Annotated in this window: 15 protein-coding genes and 1 pseudogene; 8 read left to right on the forward strand and 8 right to left on the reverse strand. The window is 59.1% G+C overall.

The window, feature by feature from the left end; translation table 11 throughout:
• Positions 1–195 precede the first annotated feature (195 nt).
• Entirely contained in the window at positions 196–2,628 is a 2,433-nt protein-coding gene (gene pcrA, locus FYJ43_RS08015; protein WP_154563788.1) for a DNA helicase PcrA, read from the reverse strand.
• 452 nt (positions 2,629–3,080) lie between these two features.
• Between pcrA and FYJ43_RS08020 the strand changes: the two genes are divergently transcribed.
• The 6 genes from FYJ43_RS08020 (at position 3,081) to FYJ43_RS08045 (ending at position 8,031) form a co-directional block, all read left to right on the forward strand.
• Positions 3,081–4,040, forward strand: a complete 960-nt coding sequence (locus FYJ43_RS08020) for a MetQ/NlpA family ABC transporter substrate-binding protein (RefSeq protein ID WP_154563790.1) — start codon at positions 3,081–3,083, stop codon at positions 4,038–4,040.
• A gap of 31 nt (positions 4,041–4,071) precedes the next feature.
• Positions 4,072–5,172 (forward strand): methionine ABC transporter ATP-binding protein, encoded by a 1,101-nt coding sequence (locus FYJ43_RS08025; RefSeq protein ID WP_154563792.1) that lies wholly within the window; start codon positions 4,072–4,074, stop codon positions 5,170–5,172.
• Positions 5,169–5,822, forward strand: a complete 654-nt coding sequence (locus FYJ43_RS08030) for a methionine ABC transporter permease (RefSeq protein WP_154563794.1) — start codon at positions 5,169–5,171, stop codon at positions 5,820–5,822. Before FYJ43_RS08025 ends, FYJ43_RS08030 begins: the two co-directional genes overlap by 4 nt.
• A gap of 106 nt (positions 5,823–5,928) precedes the next feature.
• Positions 5,929–7,191 carry a phospholipase D-like domain-containing protein gene (locus FYJ43_RS08035; protein ID WP_154563796.1) on the forward strand — a complete coding sequence of 421 codons (1,263 nt, stop codon included), beginning with the start codon at positions 5,929–5,931 and terminating at the stop codon, positions 7,189–7,191.
• Positions 7,192–7,323: 132 nt separating this feature from the next.
• Entirely contained in the window at positions 7,324–7,602 is a 279-nt protein-coding gene (locus FYJ43_RS08040; protein ID WP_195839964.1) for a GlsB/YeaQ/YmgE family stress response membrane protein, read from the forward strand.
• A 132-nt stretch (positions 7,603–7,734) separates the two neighbouring features.
• Positions 7,735–8,031, forward strand: a complete 297-nt coding sequence (locus FYJ43_RS08045; RefSeq protein WP_154563800.1) for a PspC domain-containing protein — start codon at positions 7,735–7,737, stop codon at positions 8,029–8,031.
• A 70-nt stretch (positions 8,032–8,101) separates the two neighbouring features.
• On the opposite strand, the gene guaA is transcribed toward FYJ43_RS08045, so the two are convergent.
• Positions 8,102–9,655 carry a glutamine-hydrolyzing GMP synthase gene (gene guaA / locus FYJ43_RS08050; protein ID WP_154563802.1) on the reverse strand — a complete coding sequence of 518 codons (1,554 nt, stop codon included), beginning with the start codon at positions 9,653–9,655 and terminating at the stop codon, positions 8,102–8,104.
• Positions 9,656–9,845: 190 nt separating this feature from the next.
• Between guaA and cysE the strand changes: the two genes are divergently transcribed.
• Positions 9,846–10,418 carry a serine O-acetyltransferase gene (gene cysE / locus FYJ43_RS08055; protein ID WP_154563804.1) on the forward strand — a complete coding sequence of 191 codons (573 nt, stop codon included), beginning with the start codon at positions 9,846–9,848 and terminating at the stop codon, positions 10,416–10,418.
• A 32-nt stretch (positions 10,419–10,450) separates the two neighbouring features.
• On the opposite strand, the gene FYJ43_RS08060 is transcribed toward cysE, so the two are convergent.
• The 5 genes and pseudogenes from FYJ43_RS08060 to FYJ43_RS12285 all read right to left on the reverse strand — a co-directional run bounded on the left by FYJ43_RS08060 (position 10,451) and on the right by FYJ43_RS12285 (position 15,444).
• Positions 10,451–10,744, reverse strand: a complete 294-nt coding sequence (locus FYJ43_RS08060) for a chorismate mutase (protein WP_154563806.1) — start codon at positions 10,742–10,744, stop codon at positions 10,451–10,453.
• 57 nt (positions 10,745–10,801) lie between these two features.
• Entirely contained in the window at positions 10,802–11,905 is a 1,104-nt protein-coding gene (locus FYJ43_RS08065) for a GuaB3 family IMP dehydrogenase-related protein (RefSeq protein ID WP_154563808.1), read from the reverse strand.
• Between the two features lie 33 nt (positions 11,906–11,938).
• The gene (gene guaB / locus FYJ43_RS08070) at positions 11,939–13,453 is read right to left on the reverse strand and encodes an IMP dehydrogenase (RefSeq protein ID WP_154563810.1); all 1,515 of its coding nucleotides are present in this window, start codon (positions 13,451–13,453) and stop codon (positions 11,939–11,941) included.
• A 97-nt stretch (positions 13,454–13,550) separates the two neighbouring features.
• Positions 13,551–15,092 carry a polyprenol phosphomannose-dependent alpha 1,6 mannosyltransferase MptB gene (gene mptB / locus FYJ43_RS08075; RefSeq protein WP_154563812.1) on the reverse strand — a complete coding sequence of 514 codons (1,542 nt, stop codon included), beginning with the start codon at positions 15,090–15,092 and terminating at the stop codon, positions 13,551–13,553.
• 78 nt (positions 15,093–15,170) lie between these two features.
• A pseudogene (locus FYJ43_RS12285) lies at positions 15,171–15,444 on the reverse strand (hypothetical protein).
• Between FYJ43_RS12285 and FYJ43_RS08080 the strand changes: the two are divergent.
• Positions 15,436–17,121, forward strand: coding sequence for an alanine/glycine:cation symporter family protein (locus FYJ43_RS08080; RefSeq protein ID WP_229771681.1), 1,686 nt, complete (start codon positions 15,436–15,438; stop codon positions 17,119–17,121). The pseudogene FYJ43_RS12285 and the gene FYJ43_RS08080 overlap by 9 nt on opposite strands.
• A gap of 91 nt (positions 17,122–17,212) precedes the next feature.
• On the opposite strand, the gene groL is transcribed toward FYJ43_RS08080, so the two are convergent.
• Entirely contained in the window at positions 17,213–18,808 is a 1,596-nt protein-coding gene (groL, locus tag FYJ43_RS08085; RefSeq protein ID WP_154563816.1) for a chaperonin GroEL, read from the reverse strand.

The raw sequence follows: 18,808 nt of genomic DNA on the forward strand, positions 1-18,808 counted from the left end.
TGCGAGTCAACCGGCCGTAGACGGGCCGGGGACGGAACTGAGGCCAACCCGCCACCTCGAACAAGAATGTTCATGTTGAAGCGACAGTGGCTGGTCGTTTGCCCACCGGGAACAGGTTAACAACCTCGGCGGTTTACTGCCCAACCGGTGTCACGACGTCGAGGGATCCGAGCTCTCGTAGCGACCGACATCGCCTTACAACTTCTCTAACGGCGCGAACCGCAGTGCCAACCTCTTAAGACCCGCTGAACCGAAGTCAACGTCAGCCTTCGCGTTGTCACCCTGACCAGACGTGGCCTTGACGGTTCCCAACCCGAAGGAGGAGTGAAGCACTTTGTCCCCTACCGACAGCGACAGAGTGCGGCCCTTGGGCGCGTTTGCTGGGCCTCGTCCAGATCCGAACGTTGGAGTGTCGTCGCGCAGTGATCCGCGTGCCGATTGCGAGCGACCGCTCGCCGACGTTGACCACCCCACTGAGGCTTGGCCCAGCCTTTCCCACTCGATGAGACGCTCGGGAATCTCGTCGATGAATCGGCTCGGCGGGTTGTATTGGGCCTGGCCCCACATCGTGCGCACACTAGCTCGCGACAAAAACAACTGCCTGCGAGCACGTGTGATACCGACGTAAGCCAATCGCCTCTCCTCGGACAGTTCCGTGGCATCGGCAAGTGACCGCATGTGAGGGAATACACCGTCCTCAAACCCTGTGATGAAAACCGTGTCGAATTCCAGACCTTTTGCGGTATGCAGGGTCATGAGAGTGACGACACCGTCAGAATCAGCTGGCACCTGGTCAGAATCGGCCACTAAAGCGATCTGCTCAAGAAATGCTGGCAACGAATCGTCAGCAGACAATTCGAGGTCTTCGACGGCACCCTGTTCAGCCTCGTCGATGTCGACAGCATGAACCCTGGCGACAAATTCCTGAGCCACCGACACCAGTTCAACGAGATTTTCCAGTCTCGTCTCATCCTGCGGATCCTTGGAGTTTTCCAACTCAGCGATGTACCCGGATTCTTTAAGAATGGAGCTGGCAATTTCATCAGCGCGTTTCCCCTGATCCACCATCGCAATGTGGTCAGCCATGAGACCCACGAAGGCGCGAATCTGATTCAGCGATCTGGTTGCAAGACCGTCGATCTCGTCGATCCGCTTCAGGGCCTGCCAGAAGCTAATTCTGCGGGCGGTAGCAAACATCTCGACAGCCGCTTCGGCTCGCGCCCCAATGCCGCGACGCGGGGTATTGAGGATGCGCCGCAGCGAAACGTCGTCAGAAGGATTCGCGATGGCGCGTAGATAGCTAACCGCGTCCCTAACTTCTTTGCGTTCATAAAACTTCACACCGCCAACGACACGGTATGGCAAACCGGTGCGTATGAAGACATCTTCAAAGGCCCTCGACTGAGCGTTGGTGCGGTAAAAGACGGCAACCTGGCCGTATCTGGTACGCCCGTCATCGACAAGCTCGTCAATTCGTCGGGCCACCCAAGCGGCCTCGTCATGTTCAGTATCCGCGACGTATCCGACGATCTTGTCGCCATCGCCTTGATCGGTCCACAGGTTCTTGACGGGCCGACTCGGGTTCATCTTGATGAGATTATTCGCCGCGGAAAGAATCGTCTGCGTGGAGCGATAATTCTGTTCCAATAAAATCGTCCTAGCTCCGGGAAAATCCTTCTCGAAGTCAAGAATGTTCCGGATTGTCGCACCTCGGAATGCATAAATCGACTGATCCGAGTCGCCAACCACCATAAGCTCCGGAGGATCGACACTGCGAGCACCGTCATCTAATTCAACAGGATCATCCCCACACAACTCACGAATAAATTGATATTGGGCAGTATTAGTATCTTGATACTCATCGACGAGAACGTGTCGAAAACGACGTCGATACTGCTCGCGAACCTCAGGGAATGTCCTCAGTAGGACGACGGTACACATAATGAGATCGTCAAAGTCCAGTGCATTGGCGGCACGGAGCCTGCGCTGATACTCGGCGTAGACGTCACTATTGATGCGATCATTCCCTGTACTAGCCCCCGCCAGGGCCTTATCCGGATCAATAAGCTCGTTCTTTTGATTTGAGATCCAGTTCATAATAGCGCGAGGCTGAAACTTTTTAGGATCCAAGTTCTGGTCACGAATAACCAGAGTTATGAGCCTTTTAGCGTCGGTGTCGTCATAAATTGAAAAATTACGAGAGATACCAAGCCGGTCAATGTCACTGCGTAGCATTCTTACCGCAGCAGAATGGAAGGTTGACACCCACATCGGCTTGGCGCGATTCCCCACGAGATCGGCGACACGCGCCTTCATCTCAGCTGCCGCTTTATTGGTAAAGGTAATCGCCAGAATTGAGCCAGGATGAACACCTCGATCCCCCACCAAATACGCAATGCGCCGCGTGAGTACTCGCGTCTTTCCCGACCCTGCTCCCGCGACAACGAGAACCGGCGAACCGGCATGCAGCACAGCCTCGCGCTGAGGCTCATTGAGGTCGGCTAGCAGGTCAGCAGCAGAGGCCTCACCAGCCATCTCTGAGGCAACGGCCGGCAAAACCCCCGGTTCAACGGGGCCGCGCCACTGCTTGGCCGATTCAAAAAACGAAAACAGATCCGGTGTCGTCATGGCGATTCACAGCCTACCGACCCCCAGACCGACACGCGCCCCGGCAGTACGTCGACGCGGCCCGCCCTTAGCTGAGGTCGAGGCAGCGGGGCCACTGCGAGCGTCAAAGTTGACATATTCCCCGACTCCGCCCTACCTTTTCTGGCGGACCATCGAATACGGTCTTCATCGATTCCAGGAGCACTACCATGACTGCGGCCTTCAGCCACACCGTCGACGCCGACCTTCGTGCGGCCTCGATGATGATGTGCCGCCCGTGCTGCCTGCGAATGCTCGGCACCTGCTGACGGCGGGATATTTTCCCCCGGCAGGACTTCCGCCCCTCTCCCACTGGTGTGAACCAGTGGTCGATTTATGCCCATCGTCGTGACGCATACCGGCATGCCACCACAAACCGATCCCACGATCGGCCAGTTGGCACACCTACCAGTGACACTTCTAGGAGACCTACCATGAGCACATCTGCATCCTCAGCGTCCACCCCCCAGGCACTCCCCGAGAAGCCCGGAGGACGCCACACCGGCCTCATCATCGCAGCAGTTATCGTCATACTCGCGATCATCGCGGGCATTATTATCGCAGTCACCAGGACCAAGGGAGACGACTCCGCAAGCGGCACAACAACCGTCAAGATCGGCACGACGGAGGCCGCCAACGATTACTGGAATGTCGTCAAGAGCAAGGCTGCAGCAGAGGGCATCACTATCGACCTTGTCAGCTTCAATGACTACACCCAGCCCAACGTCGCGCTATCTCAAGGACAGACCGACCTTAACGTCTTTCAACACCTACTCTTCTTGGCCGACTACGACGTCAAAAATCACGACACCATCACACCGTTAGCTGCGACGTATATCGTTCCGCTGAACGTCTATTCGAAGAAGTACCAGAAGCTCTCCCAGCTGCCAGCCGGGGCCACGATCGCCATCCCGAACGATGCCACTAATCAGGGGCGCGCGCTCCTGGTGTTGCAGAAGGCTGGCCTGCTCAAGCTACGAGGTGACGGTTCAGCGCTGTCGACCCCTGCAGACGTCGTCGCGAACCAGTCCAAGGTGAAGGTTAAGGCGATTGACGCAGCCCAGACTGCCGCTTCTCTCGACGGCGTCGATGCCGCTGTCGTCAATAACAACTTCGCCGCAGACGCTGGGTTGGACCGCAACAAGGCTATCTACAATGACGACGCCACTGGCGCATCAGCCGATCCTTACATCAACGTCATCGCAGTCAAGTCCGCTGACAAGAACAATCCGACCTATCAGAAGGTCGCGAAGCTGTGGTCCGACCCCGAGGTCAAGGAGGCCATCGTCAAGCAGTCTGGTGGCACCGCCAAGACCGTCTCCGGCCGCTCTCAGGCTGATCTGGAAAAGATCCTCAACGGGCTTACTGCCACTATTAAGAAGTCAAATTCCTGATCCACGTCCGATTTCCAGCGAGGCCTTTCACATGGCAACAGATATCACGCAGTCCGCGCCACCCCAGTGTCTTGACCACATCGTTTTCGACCACGTCACTAAGGAGTTTCATACCCGCTCCGGTATAGTACGGGCCCTTGACGATGTGACCCTGACTATTAAGAGAGGCTCCATATCAGCCGTTATCGGGCACTCCGGTGCTGGCAAATCCACCCTGGTGCGCCTCATTAACGGACTGGAGACACCCACAAAGGGCCGCATCCTGGTAGACGGAACCGACGTCGCTCAGCTCTCGGATAAGGCAATGCGACCGCTGCGCGCAGACATAGGGATGATCTTCCAGCAGTTCAATCTGTTTGGTTCAAGGACTATCTACGACAACGTTGCCTATCCGCTCAAGCTAGCTCGTTGGAAGAAGGCAGACGAAAAAAAGCGCGTCACTGATTTGTTGAGCTTCGTCGGATTGACGAGCAAGGCCTGGGACCACCCGGATCAGCTTTCCGGCGGACAGAAGCAGCGAGTTGGTATCGCCCGAGCGCTCGCAACGAGGCCATCAATTCTGTTGGCTGATGAATCAACATCAGCCCTCGACCCAGAAACGACGGCCGACGTCTTATCACTGCTCGAGCGAGTCAATTCGGAGCTTGGGGTCACGGTTGTCGTCATCACCCACGAAATGGAGGTAGTCCGCTCCATTGCGCAGCAAGTCTCGGTGCTAGAGGCTGGTCATCTCGTCGAATCTGGGAGCGCACGGCAGGTCTTCGCTCACCCGAAATCCGAAACCACCCAACACTTCCTCGCAACGATTATCGGCCAGCACCCGAGCGGTGAGGAACAGGCCCGGTTGCAGGCAGAGAATCCAGGCGCGCGCCTCGTCGACGTCAGCTCGGTAGCCAGCGACGCATTCGGAGAGGCGCTCGCCCGCATCGGCAGCACTGGGGTGACCTTCCAGATCGTTCACGGCGGCGTTATTGAGGTCCATGACGGCTCGCTGGGCAACTACACGGTGGCCTTATCTGGTCCCGATCAGGCCGTCGAGCAGGCGGCTCACATCCTCAACGACGTATCACACTCAGCCGCACCAGCTGCGCCCGCAACCACCCCAGCGATCCTTGAGGAGGCCCGTTCATGAACGAATTTTTGCGTCCCATCTATCTTCAATCGATTTGGGAAACCCTCTTCATGGCTCTTATCACCCTGGTTATTGGGGGGATCTGTGGGCTGGTGCTGGGCGTGTTGTTGTATGCCACCCGTCGGGGCGGCCTGTTAGCCAACACGATTGTTCACACCATCCTCAACATCATTGTCAACATCATTAGGCCTATTCCGTTCATCATCTTCATGACGGCTATCGCCCCCCTCACCCTTAAGGTCATTGGCACCACGATCGGAGTGCGGGCGGCCACCTTCCCGCTGTGCATCGCGGCGACCTTCGCCATCTCTCGGATTGTTGAGCAGAATCTTGTCACCGTCGATCCTGGAGTTATCGAGGCTGCCCGTGCCATGGGGGCTGGGCCGTGGCGAATTCTTTTCGACGTTGTTGCTCGCGAAGCGCTCGGACCGCTGATTCTCGGTTACACCTACATTCTCATCGCGATTGTCGATATGACGGCTATCGCCGGGGCCTTGGGAGGCGGCGGTCTCGGTCAATTCGCCATCACGTACGGTTACCAGCGTTATAACTGGACCGTGACGGCTGTCGCAGTAGTGACGATCATCATCGTCGTGCAGTTGGCGCAGTTCTTGGGCAATTGGCTGGCCCGCCGCGCACTCCGGCGGTGATACGCGCCGCGCATCCACCGCACAACCTCAATCGCTGCGGCACATCTCCGGGCTCCGGCACTGACCGTTTTACGGCGAGTGCTTGTGAGCCCGGTACTCTGTGCTCATGACCCGGGCCCCTCGCCAGAAATTCACTGTTCGTCGTGCACTACATTGGGCAGCAGGTGGGGTGGTTACCGCACAGATAGCCACGATGGCAGGATTAGTTGCCTTCAACGGCGCCAAACGACGAAGCCGTCGTCCATACCGTTTCCCCACTGCACCTGTGGAATCCATCGAGGTATCTGGTCATGAGGTCGAGATTTTTACGTTCGGACGCGATCTGTATGCCGCGATGATCTCTGACATCGAGTCAGCTCACCACACGGTCTACCTTGAGACGTTCATCTGGAAAAACGATGATGTTGGACGTCGCTTTCGGCAGGCGCTCGTGGACGCAGCTGCTCGCGGGGTTGAGGTCTATGCGATGTGGGACACGTTTGCCAACCTTGTGGTGGATCCGCGATTTTTTCGGCAGCTCGACGGAGTCCACGTACGGGCCCAACCGCTGGTCACCCCTTCGTGGCTACCGACACTGCGCAATCTGGGGCGAGACCACCGCAAGCTCCTCATCGTTGATTCCGAGATCGCCTACATCGGCGGATACAACATCGGCGCTCTCTATGCTGACCGCTGGCGCGACACCCACGCTCGTATTACGGGCCCTGCCGTTGGGGAACTCGAAAACGTCTTCGTCGACATGTGGAATCAGCGCCCCAAAGGGGCCTTGACCTCTCGACGCAGCCAACCTGTATTGCCGTCTCCCGACGTCCGTTATTGGGACACTCCCTTTGCCGTACACCGTAACTCGCCTCGGATGGCGGTCTATCCCATTCGAAACATGTACCTAGAAGCCATCGACCGTGCCAGCGAGCGGATCTGGATGACACAGGGGTACCTCATTCCTGATGACGACGTCGTCGCGGCCCTCCACCAAGCTGCATCCCGCGGAGTTGACGTCAGGATCGTCATTCCCGCTGAATCGAACCATGTCATCGCCGACTGGCTAAGTCGGGGTTACTACGACCGCCTCCTCCACCAGGGCGTACGCCTGTTTCTTTATCAGGGGGCCATGGTCCATGCAAAGACATGCACTATTGACGGCATCTGGTCGACGATTGGCACGGCCAATCTCGACCGGTTGTCCCTTCAAGGCAACTATGAGGTTAACGTGGCTATCACCGACTCCACCGTCGCCCAACGGATGGCCGAGATTTTCGAGATCGACCTGGCCAACTGTGTTGAACTGACCTTAGACGAATGGCAGTCGCGCTCTCACGTAGCAAAGTTCACTGAAACCCTACTGTCTCCTTGGCGGCCATTTTTCTAAAAATTCCGTCAGTAGCGTAACTAAAATATATAACACCTTGTCAACGTACAATTGGTGAGAATCGAATTCGATAACTTATCCACAATTTTTATCAGATTCAGTGGTGATTACTGGACGCGCCACCCCTCCATATTGGATGATAAGTGTATGGGATTCATTGCATGGATTGTCCTTGGCCTCATCGCAGGCGCCATCGCTAAAGCCATCATGCCGGGCAAGCAGGGAGGCGGCTTCCTCGTCACCCTCCTTCTCGGCGTTGTCGGCGCGGTCCTCGGCGGCTGGCTCGGTTCCGCTATCTTCCACAAGCCGCTCGGCAGCTTCTGGAGCCCCTGGACCTGGCTCATCTCAATCGTTGGTGCTCTCATCGTCCTGTGGATTTGGGGCATCATCACCAAGAAGAAGGCACAGTAACTACCTGACCTACCCCCACCCTGGCGAGGCCCCGTCACTGACGGGGCCTCGCTGCATACTCGCCCCTCAGGTCTTGCTTCTTGCACAGCCATGGCACCATGGACATAAGCGACTAGCCAGGAGGAGCGAGCTATGCCCACCAAGATTACTCGGCCAAAGGAGGGCCGCCTCGTCGGCGGCGTCTGTCAAGGCATCGCCAACGCTTTCGATTGGGATCCCACCATCGTTCGAATCATCGCGGGAGTCTTAATCCTCGCTGCGGGTTCTGGTCCACTGATTTACCTACTCCTGTGGGCGATCATCCCCGACGAGGCCAGCGGCACGAGTGCGGCTAGCACCTTCGTCGACAAGGCCCGCAGCAACACGCAGGCGTCGGGCCGAACCACGACCCGACCAGACGACACATTTAACCCTTACCGAGGAGACTGATCTCCCCGGCTACATGATGGCCCGCACCAACGATGGTGCGGGCCATGTTCTGTTCACAGCAAACCGGGGCTCACTCCCATTCGATCGTGGCCGGCGGCTTAGAGGTGATATCGAGTACCACCCGGTTGATCTGCGGGCAGACATTCGTAATGCGCGTCGAGATCTTTTCTAGCACGTCATAAGGGATACGCGCCCAATCAGCGGTCATGGCATCCTCGCTCGTCACCGGACGAAGCACAATCGGCGAACCGTAGGTACGCCCGTCTCCCTGCACGCCCACCGAATGAACGTCGCCAAGAAGGACGACCGGGCACTGCCACACCTTGCGGTCCAGGCCTGCGGCTGCCATCTCCTCACGCGTGATCGCATCAGCGGTACGCAGCACCTCTAGACGCTGCGCAGTGACCTCGCCAATGATGCGGATGGCCAGCCCCGGACCGGGGAACGGCTGACGCCAGACAATGTCCTCAGGAAGGCCGAGTTCCAGACCAACGGCTCGGACCTCGTCCTTGAAGAGGGTGCGCAACGGCTCAACGAGACTGAACTGTAAGTCATCGGGGAGGCCACCGACGTTGTGGTGACTCTTAATATTGGCAGCGCCCTCTCCACCACCAGACTCAACAACATCGGGATACAAAGTACCCTGCACTAAGAAGTCAATCGGCTGATCAGCGTTAAGGCGCGTGGCAACATCCTCAAAAGTGCGAATGAACTCGCGTCCAATGATCTTGCGTTTAGTCTCAGGGTCGGTGACTCCAGCAAGAGCATCCAGGAAGCGCTGGGACTCGTCTGCCACCACCAAATCTGCACCCGTGGCTGCGACGAAGTCATTCTTGACCTGCTCAGCCTCGCCTTTACGCAACAGTCCGTGATCGACGAAAACGCAGGTGAGCTGATCGCCTACCGCACGCTGCACCAGAGCCGCAGCGACAGCGGAATCAACACCGCCCGACAGCCCACAGATGACGCGACGGTCACCCACCTGACCGCGAATCTGCGCAATCTGGTCACCGACGATCGAGCTGGCATTCCAATCGGGACGACATCCAGCAACGTCAAACAGGAAGTGCTCGATCACCGTCTGTCCGGACTCGGTGTGATGGACCTCTGGATGCCATTGCACGCCAACGAGCTTGCGCTCCACGTCCTCAAACGCCGCCACCGGGGCACCTGCGGTGCGGGCTAGTGTCGAGAACCCTTCCGGGGCACGAGAAACGGAATCGCCATGACTCATCCACACGCTGATGGTATGGGGAATGCGAGACAGGAGCTGGCCCGATGACGTAATACACAGACTGGTGCGCCCATACTCCGACGCCCCGGTGTGAGCCACCTGGCCACCTAAGGCCTGGGCCATCGCCTGAAATCCGTAACAAATGCCCATCACCGGCACACCAGCGTTAAACAGGGCTGGGTCAACGCTCGGTGCGCCCTCTGCGTACACCGAGGCCGGACCACCCGAAAGAATGATGGCGGCGGGTTCCTTAGCGAGCATGTCGCGCACCGGCATGGTGTGCGGGACTATCTCGGAGTAAACATTTGCCTCTCGCACCCGGCGAGCAATGAGCTGGGCGTACTGCGCACCGAAATCGACCACCAGAACGACGTCGTGGAGTTGTTCCATGAAGGCGAGTCTATGGCCCCTGACCCCATCGGGCGCCACTCGCAGTCCCCGTATTGCCACGGATACCTCGTCGACTACGCTCCTCATGGCGGGCGAAGGCGTCAATCCAACCTCCCCCGTTGGCCGAAGGACCACAGCTCGATATGGTTCATTCACCGGCATTATTCACCGGCAGAACCGAGGTGGACTTATGAGCACTGAGACGAAGGCCCTGCTCCGGACCCTCAAGCGATGCAAGGAACGCGCTATGGAGGACCTCGACGCCGCCATGCGCGAAGACCCCGCTGCAACCTCAAGGATCATGGTCGCCATCGCATACCAAGGCGTTCACGCCATCTGGGCGCATCGCCTCGCCCATGCTCTATGGGTCAAGAGCCCTGGGCTGCGGCCACTTGCACGGTTGTTGTCGCAACTGTCGCGTCACGTCACCGGTATCGAGATCCATCCGGGGGCAACAATTGGACGCCGTTTCTTCATCGACCACGGCATGGGCGTCGTTATTGGTGAGACAGCCGTCGTTGGCGATGACGTCCTTATGTACCACCAGGTAACCCTTGGTGGCCGCGCGCGTGGACAGTTCAAACGTCACCCCACGATTGGCAATCGTGTCCTTATCGGTGCCGGAGCCAAGATCATTGGTGACATTACCGTTGGCGACGATTGCAAGATCGGTGCCAACGCCTTGGTCATTAAAGACGTCGCCCCCGGCACGGTCGTCGTCGGAATACCGTCAAAGGTGCACCAGGGCGACGTCATTGCCTGATATAACAATCAGCTCTGAGCTTGGGGTCTGCCTCAGCCGTCGCCGTCAGCAATCGCCTCATGGTGACGCACCACCTCAGCGACGATGAACGTGATAACTTTTTGCGCGAATTCAGGATCGAGATTGGACTCGACGGCTAACTGCCGTAACCGTGAGATCTGCTCGGCCTCGCGGACGGGGTCAGCCGGTGGTAGGCCACGCTCGGCTTTGAGGCGACCTACCTCTCGGGTAATTCGGAACCTTTCGGCGAGCAGATGGATGAGGGCGGCGTCCATGTTGTCAATCGCGCCGCGCAACACGACCAATTCTTCGGGCACTTCACTCATGGCCGAAGATTAGCGATTCATCCGCTCGCCGGAAAAGCGTTCTGCCTTGTGGGACGATTAGCGGATCGTCAACTCGATGCGCTGAAACTCCTTGACCTCAGAGTATCCAGTAGTTGCCATCGCCTGTCGCAACCCGCCAACCAAGTTCATGGTGCCGTCTGGAACGCGCGACGGGCCATTGAGAACCTCGGCAAGGGTTCCCACCGGCTCAAAGTGGACTCGAGCGCCACGAGGCAGGTCACGGTGCCACGCCTCGGCCCCCCAATGCCATCCCTTTCCGGGGGCCTCGGTAGCCCGAGCCAGTGGCGAACCGACCATGACGGCGTCAGCACCGCAGGCGATGGCCTTGGCGATGTCGCCAGAACGGCCCACTGAACCATCAGCGATGACATGGACGTAACGTCCGCCCGACTCGTCCATGTAATCACGACGCGCTTCCGCGACGTCGGCAATCGCAGACGCCATCGACACCTGGATCCCCAGCACCTGACGAGTGGTGTGAGCCGCTCCCCCGCCGAACCCCACTAGGACGCCAGCAGCACCAGTACGCATGAGGTGCAGCGCCGCCTGGTACGTGGCACAGCCTCCGACGATGACGGGTACGTCGAGCTCGTAAATGAACTTGCGTAAGTCCAAGACGTCGTCACCGTTGGCGACGTGCTCCGCCGAGACCGTCGTACCACGGATGACGAAGAAGTCAGCCCCGGTATTGACCACTGTCTCTGAGAAGTGCGAGGCATTCTTCGGTGACAACGACCCCGCCACGGGCACCCCAGCGGCCCGAATCTCAGCCATCCGCTCGGTAATGAGCTCAGCCTTGATCGGCTCAGCATAGATTTCCTGCATCCGACGGGTGGTGGCAACATCGTCACCCATCTCAGCCAGCTCATCGAGGTATGGAGTGGGATCCTCGTAACGGGTCCACAGACCTTCGAGGTTGAGCACACCTAAGCCACCCAAACGCCCGAACTCAATAGCCGTCGCAGGACTCATAACCGAATCCATCGGGGCTGCCATGATCGGAAAGTCAAAGGTGAGCGCGTCGATGCGCCACTCCAGGTTCACCATCTCGGTACCACGAGTGCGCCGAGAGGGAATGAGGGCGATGTCATCCAGGCTGTAGGCCCGGGTGGCACGCTTGCTGCGTCCGATGTCGTACATAATTCCTTTCCTACCGGATGTCCGGTGTGCCCGTCAGCGGGCCGAGTAATTGGGAGCTTCGACTGTCATCTGAATATCGTGCGGGTGAGACTCGCGCAGACCCGCCGAGGTGATGCGCACGAAGCGGCCCCGCTCGTGCAACTCGTCGATAGTGCAAGCACCGGTGTAGAACATTGACTGCCGCAGCCCGCCAACCAACTGGTAGGCCACCGCGCCAAGCGGTCCGCGATACGCAACCTGGCCTTCTATGCCTTCAGGAATGATCTTGTCGTTGGCCGTGACATCACCCTGGAAATAGCGATCCTTGGAGTAGGACAGTTTCTCCCCGCGCGCTGACATGGCTCCCATCGATCCCATACCGCGGTAGGTCTTGAACTGTTTGCCGTTGATAAAGGCGAGCTCACCTGGGGATTCTTCACAACCAGCCAGCAGAGATCCGAGCATGACCGAATCGGCTCCGGCAACGAGGGCCTTGGCAATATCGCCGGAGTACTGCAAGCCACCGTCACCGATGACCGGCACGCCATACTGACGAGCAGCCTTAGAAGCGTTAAAAATCGCGGTGACCTGCGGGACGCCGACCCCGGCAACGACGCGGGTTGTACAAATTGATCCTGGTCCGATGCCGACCTTGATGCCATCAGCGCCTGCCTCGCATAAGGCCTTGGCGGCCTCGTAGGTGGCGATATTGCCGCCAACAACGTCAACTCCCTTGGCTGCCGGTTCGGCTTTGAGTCGGGCAATCATGTCAAGGACGCCCTGGGTGTGACCGTGGGCGGTATCGACGACGATGAGGTCAACTCCCTCTTCAACGAGAGCCATGGCGCGATCCCACGAGTTACCGAAGAACCCGATTGCGGCACCCACACGTAGACGCCCCTGCGGGTCCTTAGTGGCATTGGGATACTTATCGGCTTTAACGAAGTCTTTTAGGGTGAACAGGCCGCGTAATTTCCCGTCAGCGTCAACGAGCGGCAGCTTCTCAATTTTGTGAGCAGCCAACAGGGAGAGAGCGTCAGACGGGCTAGTGCCCACTGGAGCGGTGACGAGCGGGGCTGCCGTCATCACCTCGCGGATGGGGCGCTGTGGATTATCCTCAAAACGCATGTCACGGTTGGTGATGATGCCGACCAGGTTTTCGTTATCGTCGACAACGGGTACACCGGAAATTCGGTATGTGTGGCAGAGCTCCTCGGCGTCAGCCAAGGTGGCGTTCGGGGAGATCGTGATCGGCTCGTCAACCATGCCTGCTTCAGAGCGTTTCACCTGATCGACCATGGCCGCCTGATCCTCAATGGACAGGTTACGGTGCAGAATGCCAAGGCCACCTTCACGCGCCATGGCGACCGCCATTCGGGTCTCCGTGACAGTATCCATCGCCGCGCTGACAAGCGGAATCGCGATCGAGATATTGCGAGAAACCTTCGTCGTCGTCTTCACCTGGGAGGGAATGACGTTGCTTTCAACTGGCTGAAGCAGAACGTCATCGAAGGTGAGGGCCAGCGGTGCCAGCTCCTCAATCGTGGTCGGGCGGGAATCCGAGGTCATGAGCCACCTTTCGCCGGGATGCTCGCTATCCTATCGCCGCTCACGTCGACGGTCTTCACTCGTAGCCTGGTCTCCGGCCTTAAGCGAGGTGACCCCGTCAGTTCGCCGCTGTCACGAAAGCCCAAGCTTTCGGAATCCGCCAGATGATGAGATACCCGACGGTGACCAGCGGCAAGCTCACGAAGGGCGACCAATACCACTGCATCATGGTAAGAGCGGTGGTGGCAACGACACCGGCGATGAGGGCGTCGCGGTGAGTACGCCGCAGTGGGACGGAGGCGCATACGGTCAGCGGGCCGATGAGATACCAGGGCTGCAGCGACGCCCCAAGAGCGGCAAAGACGATCATCACACCGGCCTGCAGCCGGAGCGGGCTGCCAACGCGTCCTGTCGCGCGCTCTACAACGTCATGATTCGCGTCACGACGACGCGATGAAACCCAGGTTACGTGGATGCGGCAAGGGGGAATAGGGCCCCATCGTGCCCAGCACCAGATCATGGCAGCAACGGTGAGGATCAGACTGACGCCAGTCGCTGGCCCAACGAGCTTGTCCAACGGGATACCGCCGCTGCCCCGCAGAATCTGGACGACGAGCGCGATCGGTGAATCGCTAGTCACTGATGCCGGGCTACCGGCCGTGCTGTTGAGCCAACCCAGACCTAGCCCACGGATAGCCGAAATCCCCCCAAACACAGCCACTGCTGGTATGGCACCTACTGCGATGCGAGCGAATAGCGCCGACCAACAGTTGCGCGTTGACCATTGATCGCCGCCGCGACGCACCGCATTGACGTGGACCAGGGCGACGAGGCCCACCCCGCTCAACACACCGGGCTGCTTGACAGCGCCAGCCAACCCGACGAGTGCCCCGCCAAGTACAAGCCCAAACCATCCTCGGTCCATCAAAGCCAGATGCGCGCCCACGACGAGGGCCATAAGGGACAACCCCACCTGAAGTCCGTCATTGTGCATACCCCCAATCACACTCAGCGTCGTTAATGGGCAACACACTGCAAGCCAGACGGCGTAATCTGGGTCAATTCCGGCATATCGCGCTAGCCGAGGGACCGCCCACATCATGAGTGCAACGCCGATGACGGCGGGCACTCGCATGAGCATCACCGACCATATGGGATCCGCATGAGCAAGCGTCACCATGGCCGCCTGGATCCACAACGATCCGGGAGGATATACCGCCGTTGTCTCTTGCCACGGCGCATCGACGGCGTTGCCGAGGACTTCAGCCAAGCCTTGCGGGACGCGGTACGGGTCCATCCCCTGAGCGAGAATCCAACCTTGCGCCGCGTAGGCCCAGCCATCGTGGCTCAGTAACGGAGGTCCAAAGAGCAGCGGCAGCGACCACACGACCAGAGTCAGCACACGCCGACCCACGAGCTTACGGGACCGCAGCCACGCGACGATCATGGCAGCCAGACCTGCGATACCACTGGCAGCCACTGCCACGCCAATGGGCCGCACGTGCGCGGGCATCCCGCCATGTGGGGATCCCCAGCCCCACAATGTCACCATCACTGAACCGACGAACCCCATCGTCAACACCTCAACCAAGCGTCGCCGGTCCGAATGGTTATGCGTCAGGACAGGCTGAGGTTCATCGAAGGGGGCGGTCGCGGTCATCACACTCAGCGTAGGGGAATAACAGCGTCAAACGTTACGAAGACGTGTCAGTGTCGGGGTTTAGACCATGTGACACACTCACCCGCTACAGTGTCCAAGGCGGTTCTCCGCCGCAGGCACGGCCCCGCCCGCGGTCATGGCGATGGCTGGGTGGTCGTGCCCACCGAGTCATTGGTGCCTGTGTGCACTGAGATCGGCCATGACAGATGGCTGGTACCGCACAGTAGTGGCACCCAGGCTTGGTGTCCCATGTCGTCAACGGTTAGGACCATTCGTGCCACCTGGCATCATGTCATCGCCCGTTTCCGGAAGTCTCGATACTCTTGTCCTGGCTCCACTGAGCTTGGATCAAGCTATCGACAACTTCATCTCCCCCATTGCTACCGCCATTTCTGACGCGGTGTTTTGGGCTATTCCACTGCCCGGAGGAAATGAATTCCCGCTCATCCTGGCGTGGTTGCTCGGGGCCGGCATCTTCTTCACGATTTTTCTTGGCTTTCAGCAGCTGCGTCCAGCGTCGATTCGCCACTCCAGCCACGTGATGCGGGGCCACTTCTCCCGCCGCACCGACCCCGGTGACGTCACCAGCTTCCAGGCCTTGGCAACCGAATTGTCAGGCACCGTCGGCCTGGGAAATATTGCCGGTGTCGCCATCGCGATCGCAACGGGCGGGCCGGGCGCCTCCTTCTGGATTGCGGTAGCCGGGCTGGTTGGCATGAGCGTCAAGATGTCCGAGGCCACCCTTGGAGTGAAATTCCGCGTCATCAACGAGGACGGAACCACTTCTGGTGGCCCGATGTACTACCTGCGTGACGGTCTTGCATCAATCGGAAAACCCAAGCTAGGCCGCGTCCTTGCCACGATGTTCGCTATTTGCACCGCTTTCGGTGTCATTGGCGCAGGCAATATGTTCCAGTCCAATCAAGCTGCCTACCAGCTCGCAATGTTCGCAGGAGGTCCAGACTCCTGGATCGGTACCCACATGTGGGTAGTCGGTTTGATTTTCGCGATCCTTGTCGGGCTCGTCATCGTCGGAGGCGCATCCAAGATTGGTGCCGCTACCTCCAAGATCGTACCGTTCATGGGCCTTCTTTACGTCATCATGTGCGTGGCCGTCATTGCCGCCAACGTCTCCCAGGTTGGCAGCGCGTTCGAGGCTATCTGGTCCGGTGCTTTCACCGGCCACGGTGTCGCCGGTGGAGTCCTTGGAGTGCTGATCGTCGGCGTCCAGCGTGCTGCATTTTCGAACGCAGCCGGTGTTGGCACCGCTGGCATCGCTCATTCTGCAGTGAAGACGCGCCGTCCTGCCCAGGAAGGCTTCGTTGCCATGTGGGAGCCGTTCATTGACTCAGTCGTCATTTGCACCATGACAGCCATCACCATCATTATCACCGGCGTTTACCGCAATGGTGACGCTGACGGCGTACAAATGACTGCCCAGGCGCTGAAGACTGTTGCCCCCTGGTTCAGCTCTCTCCTGACACTGGCCGTGGTGTTGTTCGCCTTCTCGACGATGCTGTCCTACTCGTTCTACGGCAAGAAAGCCGTGGGCTACCTATTCGGCAATTCGACCACCGCCGAGCACATCTACAACGCGCTTTTCCTCATCCTCCTGATCATTGGGGCTGCAACAAATATGACCTCAATTCTTGGTCTTGCTGACGCCATGCTCTTCCTCATGGCAGTGCCGAATGTGTTGGGAATGTATTTCCTAGCCCACGTCATCGCTCGCGAGATTAAGGGCCACCGTGAACGCGTCGACGCTGGAGTTATTCCACAGGTGCCTGAGGAGGCCCAGGCCGGCATGATGGTAGCCAACGAGGCCACTGCCGAACAGCTAGAGACTGCCGACGCAGAGTACGCCCTACGTGCTGCAGCACAGGACGCCCGCAGTAAAGAACTTGAGCTGGGGCACACCGCCCCCGATACCGAACGCGACTATCTGCAACACTTGCCAGACGATCATGAGATTTTCACCATCATGGATCGTGACGGCAATCCGCTCAAGGACACCAGTCGCGAGGAGTGACGTCCCGGCCCAGAATTGTCATGGGAGTGCTGACAGTAACGGCCCTAGAACCATATGGTTCTAGGGCCGTTGAGGAATCAGTGAGTCAGTCTCACTTGTCGTCGTCCTCGTCCTCCGGCTTGTCCACCACGAGGGTTTCGGTGGTGAGCAGCAGAGCGGCGATAGATGCGGCGTTGGCCAGCGCGGAACGGGTCACCTTGACGGGGTCGATGACGCCGTCAGCGATGAGGTCCACGTACTGCCCGGTCTTGCCGTTGTAGCCGTGTCCGGGCTCCATTTCGGCGACCTTCGAGACGATCACGTAACCGGGCTCGCCACCGTTCTCGGCAATCCAGCGCAGCGGCTCGCGAACAGCCTTAGCGACGATCTGCACACCGGCCTTCTCGTCACCCTCAAGGTGAAGATCCCCCTCGAGCACATGGGCAGCGTGGATGAGAGCGGAGCCGCCACCGGCGACGATGCCCTCTTCGATCGCTGCACGGGTCGCGGAGACAGCGTCCTCGATGCGATGCTTCTTCTCGTTGAGCTCAACCTCAGTGGCCGCACCCACGCGAATGACACACACCCCTCCGGCGAGCTTGGCGATACGCTCCTGGAGCTTCTCACGATCCCACTCAGAGTCAGAGTTATCGTACTCAGCACGCAGCTGGGCGACGCGTCCCTCGACGTCAGCCTTGGCACCGGCCCCGTCGACAATGGTGGTGTTGTCCTTGGTGACAACAACCTTCTTAGCGCGACCCAATACTTCGAGGCCCACCTGGTCAAGCTTGAGCCCAACCTCAGGAGCGACGACCTGGCCACCGGTAAGGGTGGCGATGTCCTGCAGCATTGCCTTGCGACGGTCACCGAAGGCCGGAGCCTTGACGGCCACCGAGTTGAAGGTGCCGCGGATCTTGTTGACGACGAGGGTGCTCAGGGCCTCCCCATCGACGTCCTCGGCCACGATAAACAGGCTGCCGTGGGCGGCAATAACCTTCTCCAGCAGGGGGAGCAGGTCGTTCATCGACGAGATCTTGCCGGAGTGAATGAGGATGTATGGATCCTCGATCACGGCCTCCATGCGATCCTGGTCGGTAACCATGTACGGCGACAGGTATCCCTTGTCGAACTGCATGCCCTCAGTGAAGTCAAGCTCCGTGCCGAAGGTCTGCGACTCGTCGACGGTAATAACCCCGTCCTTACCAACCTTGTCGAAGGCCTCGGCGATAAGAGAGCCGATGGTCTCGTCACGGCTGGAGATGGTGGCGACACTAGCCATGTCCGAGGTGGTGTCGATAGCGCGCGAGATAGAGCGAAGCTCAGTCACGACGGCGTCGACGGCCTTCTCGATACCGCGCTTGAGGCCGACCGGGTTCGCCCCGGAAGCCACGGCGCGCAGCCCCTCGTGAACGAGAGCCTGGGCGAGCACGGTAGCGGTAGTGGTTCCATCACCGGCCACATCGTTAGTCTTGGTGGCGACCTCTTTGGCGAGCTGAGCGCCGAGGTTCTCGTATGGGTCAGTGAGGTCGACCTCCTTGGCGACGGTTACACCGTCGTTAGTGATAGTCGGGGCTCCCCACTTCTTGTCGAGAACGACGTAGCGGCCCTTGGGGCCGAGGGTCACCTTAACGGTGTCAGCGAGGATGTCGACGCCGCGCTCAAGGGAGCGACGAGCCTCCTCGTCAAACTGAAGTTGCTTGGCTGCCAT

Origin of the sequence: Cutibacterium porci (assembly GCF_009696315.1) — a bacterium.
GTDB classification, from domain to species: Bacteria; Actinomycetota; Actinomycetes; order Propionibacteriales; family Propionibacteriaceae; genus Cutibacterium; species Cutibacterium porci.